The 4510-nt window shown below is 54.4% G+C and carries 5 protein-coding genes; all 5 read left to right on the forward strand.

Annotation, left to right across the window (positions count from 1 at the left end; translation table 11 throughout):
• Window positions 1-887: aminotransferase class I/II-fold pyridoxal phosphate-dependent enzyme (locus PHF27_RS13440; protein ID WP_300071124.1), on the forward strand; the 887-nt coding region annotated here is incomplete at its 5' end.
• A 369-nt stretch (window positions 888-1256) separates the two neighbouring features.
• Window positions 1257-2189: an ABC transporter permease gene (locus tag PHF27_RS13445; protein ID WP_363320072.1), complete on the forward strand. Its 933-nt coding sequence runs from the start codon at window positions 1257-1259 to the stop codon at window positions 2187-2189.
• Window positions 2189-3058, forward strand: coding sequence for an ABC transporter permease (locus PHF27_RS13450; protein ID WP_300071128.1), 870 nt, complete (start codon window positions 2189-2191; stop codon window positions 3056-3058). The genes PHF27_RS13445 and PHF27_RS13450 overlap by 1 nt, the downstream gene beginning before the upstream one ends.
• 11 nt (window positions 3059-3069) lie before the next feature.
• Complete coding sequence (locus PHF27_RS13455) at window positions 3070-3858, forward strand: serine hydrolase (protein ID WP_300071130.1); 789 nt, start codon at window positions 3070-3072, stop codon at window positions 3856-3858.
• The coding region (locus tag PHF27_RS13460) for a peptide ABC transporter substrate-binding protein (RefSeq protein ID WP_300071132.1) at window positions 3858-4510 on the forward strand (653 nt) is incomplete at its 3' end. The genes PHF27_RS13455 and PHF27_RS13460, both read left to right, overlap by 1 nt.

The following is a 4510-nucleotide window of genomic DNA, read 5'->3' on the forward strand; positions in this document are numbered from 1 at the left end:
TTATTTACTACAGCATTCACGCCTTGGTCGATCCCGGAGACGAGGTCATTTATCCCAACCCCGGCTTCCCCATCTATGAGTCGGTGATTCGCTTTGTCAGCGGCGTCCCCATACCGGCGCCTCTTTTAGAAGAAAAAGGATTTTCACTAGATGTGGAGCATCTAGAAACGCTGATTACCCCTAAGACCAAATTGATCATCCTCAACAGCCCCCAAAATCCCACCGGCGGTCTCATCCCACTTGAGGATTTAAAACGCATCGCCGAATTGGCCGTTCGCCATGACCTTTGGGTTCTTTCCGATGAAGTATACAGCCGCCTTATTTATGAAGGAGAATTTGCCAGCATCGCCTCTCTGCCTGGTATGCAGGAGCGGACCATCATCCTGGACGGTTTTTCCAAAACCTACGCCATGACCGGTTGGCGTCTGGGGTACGGCGTCATGAACAAGGACTTGGCGGAACTCGTAAGCCGCCTTGTTACTAACTGCGAATCCTGCACAAATACGTTCATTCAAGATGCCGCCGTTGCGGCTTTGACCGGCCCCCAAGAAGCGGTTGCTTCTATGGTACGGGAGCTGCGCGAGCGCCGCGATCTGATTGTAGACGGCCTCAACGCCATCCCCGGCTTTAGCTGCCGCGCTCCTGGCGGCGCGTTTTACGCGTTTCCTAATGTGACCGAAGCCTGCCGCCTCTACGGCTTCCAGAACGCCAAGGAGCTGCAGCAGTATTTACTGTACGAAGGCCATGTGGCGGTCCTGCCGCGCACGTCCTTCGGCCAGCGCCACTCTTTTGAGACGGAGGAATATCTGCGCTTTTCCTATGCGACTTCGCCGGAGACCATCCGCGAAGGGCTGGCACGCATCCGCAAGGCTTTGGAGAAACGATAACGAACAAGAGTCGCGGGAGTCACTGAGGGTACGAATGAGGGTTACGGGGTACGATATTTAACAAGAGTAGAGGGAGTAAAAAGAGGATACGAAGGAATTAGATTGAACAAGAGAATCGGAGAACCAGAGGACACGAACGAGGGATATAAGAAAGCATTTCTTTAGATATAATTCTTGCCGTTCCAAGGAGCCAGTGCTTTTATGAGCACGCCGGCAAACATGGAGATTGTTTCGTCAGATGCGAAAGAAAATGCAGGCATAGCGGGGCTATGCCGAGGCTTTCTGACAATATCTGACGGAAAAAGATCTTGTTTGCTGGATGATGCGCGTAAAGCAACGGCTCCTAAAAAAAAAGGAGGCGATCATTCTTTGCTACGTGACGTATTGCAGCGCTGCGCAGGGTCTTGCCTGGTGTTGCTGGCTATTGTTACTTTTACATTTTTTCTGATGCATGCCATTCCAGGCGGCCCGTTCACCGGGGAAAAAAATCTGCCGCCGGTGGTTTTAGCGCATCTAGAAGCGCACTACCATCTGCAAGACCCTTTGTGGAAGCAGTATGTTGATTACCTGCTGAATTTGGCGCAGCTGGATTTAGGGCCTTCCTTTAAATACGAGGGCCGCAGCGTCAACCAGATTATTGCCGAAAGCTTTCCAGTGTCTTTGCAGCTCGGCGCTAGCGCGCTGGTGCTGGCTTTGGGTGCGGGAATTCCCTTGGGCTGCCTGGGAGCCTTGCGCAAAAACCGTTGGCAGGATCACGGGGCGATGGCCGTCGCTATTATCGGCATGTCCGTCCCCTCCTTCGTGCTGGCCACCTTGCTTGTGCAGGTTTTCGCGGTACAGTTGGGCTGGCTGCCGGCGGCGCTCTGGGAAAGTCCCGCCTCGCTCATTTTGCCGGCGCTTTCACTGGCCGCTTATCCATTGGCGTTCATTGCCCGCCTGACACGCAGCGCCATGCTGGAGGTGCTATCTCAAGACTACATCCGTACGGCCCGCGCTAAGGGCTTGAGCCTTTGGGGCACCGTTTACCGGCACGCTTTAAAAAACGCCCTCTTACCGGTAGTAACCTACCTCGGACCTATGGCGGCTTCCATTCTTACAGGCAGTTTTGTGGTAGAAACCATTTTCGCCCTGCCCGGCTTAGGCCGTCATTTCATCACCAGCATTTATAACCGCGATTATACGGTCATTCTCGGCGTAACCGTATTTTATAGCGTTCTTGTCATTGTTTTTAATTTAGTAGTCGATCTTTTATATCCGTTGCTGGACCCTCGTATTAAGCGCTTTGAGAAAGGTGGTAACTGATGAGCCAGCCTGAATGCACCCAAAATCTTTTACCGCCTCCAGCTTCGCCCTGGCAGCGTCTCCAGCGCCATAAGGCGGCTATGGCGGGTTTATATTTTCTTGGCGCTCTCTTTTTGATTTGCTTGTTTTTCCCTATGCTTTCCTCTCTTTCCTATGCGGATCAAAACCTCTGGGAAGCCAACGCCGGGCCTAGCGCTGCGCATTGGTTCGGCACCGACTCGCTGGGGCGGGATCTGTTTATCCGCGTTCTTTACGGCGCTCGCATTTCTTTAGCCATCGGCGTCGCCGCCAGCGTCATTAACCTTTTGATCGGCGTTACCTACGGCGGCATCGCCGGTTTCTTCGGCGGACGCACGGACCGCATCATGATGCATTTGGTGGACATTCTTTATGGCATCCCCATGCTGCTTTACGTCATTTTGCTGATGGTGCTGTTAAAACCAGGCTTGACCAATCTGTTTCTGGCGTTAGGCATTGCCTACTGGCTGGGCATGGCGCGCATTGTCCGCAGCCAGATTCTAACTTTAAAAGAACGTGAATTCGTCTTGGCCGCCCGCTCCTTGGGACTAAGTCCTTGGCGCATTCTTTTCCGCCATCTGCTGCCCAACTGCAGCGGCCCCATCCTGGTAACGATGACACTGGCCATCCCGGAAGCGATTTTCGCCGAAGCCTTTTTAAGCTTCATCGGTTTGGGCGTTGCCGCTCCCATGGCTAGCTGGGGCGTCCTGGCGTCCGAGGGGCTGACAAGCGTCCGTTCCTATCCCTACCAGCTCCTCTTTCCGTCTTTGGCCATCAGCCTTACCATGCTGGCCTTTAACTTCCTTGGTGACGGGTTGCGAGACGCCTTGGATCCTCACAGCAAACGTTAGGAGGCTTTTTTATGAAGCACTTACATACAAAATTAGAACAACTTGCCGCAAGCTGTCCTTGCCGTTGGAGCGTCATCATTACTGACGACGCCGGGCATGACTTATACTCAGTTCGGCCGGATATTATCTACCCTTCGGCCAGCATGATCAAGGTACCCATCCTCTTTGAAATTCTGCGCCAAGCGGCTGCAGGAACAGTATGCCTCCAAGAGACGCTGTCCCCTTCCGCTTCCTGCCGCGTCGGCGGCGCTGGCATTTTAAAAGAGCTGAACCCGTCCCTGCCTCTGAACATCCGCGATTTGTGCGTTTTGATGATCTCCCTCAGCGACAACACCGCCACGAATACTCTCATCGAACGAGTAGGCATGACGGCGGTAAACCAAACGATGAGCAACCTGGGCCTTACCCATACCCGATTGCAGCGCCGCATGATGGATTTTGCCGCCGCCGCAGCGGGACTGCAAAACGAAACCAGCGCCGCTGACATGGCCAAGATGTATCACCTTCTTCTCCATGCGCAAGGACTGCCGCCTTCGTACGCCGCACTGGCTTTAAACATTCTTAAGAGCCAGCAGGTTCGCGACAAAATCCCCTTCTACCTGCCGGAGAGCCTGTCTTTGGCCCACAAAACCGGCACCTTGGACGGCGTCGAGCATGACGGCGGTATTTTGTACCTGCCTGCGGGTCCTTTTATTGTCTGCATTTTCGCCGACGGACTGCAAAACAACGCCCACGGGCTGCAGCTCATAGCTCAGATGGGCCGCGCTATCTACGACACCTTGCTGCAGGAGGAAAGCTAATGCGTATTTCCTTGCGCCAGCTTGCTGTGCTTCTGCTGCTGGTCGTTCTAACCGCCACAGGCTGCAGTCGTCAACCGCAGCAAACCGCAAACACGCTGCGCTACGTATTGGAAGCCGAGCCCGCCACCTTAGATCCGGCTAAATCCACGGCCATCCCGGAATCTTTGGCCGAGCTGCAGCTTTTTGAAGGACTGACCCGTCTGGATGCTAAAGACCGGCCCCTGCCTGGCGTGGCGACGCAGTGGGAAATTTCCGCCGACGGCCTGCGCTACATCTTCCACCTGCGCCCAGACGCCCGCTGGTCTAACGGCGAGGCTCTCACCGCTCATGATTTTGTCTATTCCTGGCGACGCGCTTTAGACCCGGAAACGGCTTCGGAAAACTCCTATATGCTGTACGCGCTGAAAAACGGCCAAGCCTTCAACGAAAAAGAGGCTTCCTCCGAAGACGTCGGCGTCCGCGCTCTGGATGAGCGCACGCTAGAAGTCACTTTGGAAAAGCCCACCGCTTACTTTCTCAGCTTGACTTCGTTCCATGCTTTTTATCCCGTTCACCGCGCCAGTATTGAAAAAGCGCCGGAAAGCTGGTCTTCCCAAGCGGAAACGCTTATCGGCAACGGCCCCTTTCGCCTGACCGGCTGGGTGCATCACGG

This window comes from Anaeromusa sp., from assembly GCF_028691475.1.
Lineage (GTDB): Bacteria > Bacillota > Negativicutes > Anaeromusales > Anaeromusaceae > Anaeromusa.

What these genes read in the sequence shown, in the direction of transcription:
- PHF27_RS13450 (WP_300071128.1), top strand. Translation starts at nt 2,189, where the DNA reads ATGAGCCAGCCTGAATGCACCCAAAATCTTTTACCGCCTCCAGCTTCG.
- PHF27_RS13455 (WP_300071130.1), top strand. Translation starts at nt 3,070, where the DNA reads ATGAAGCACTTACATACAAAATTAGAACAACTTGCCGCAAGCTGTCCT.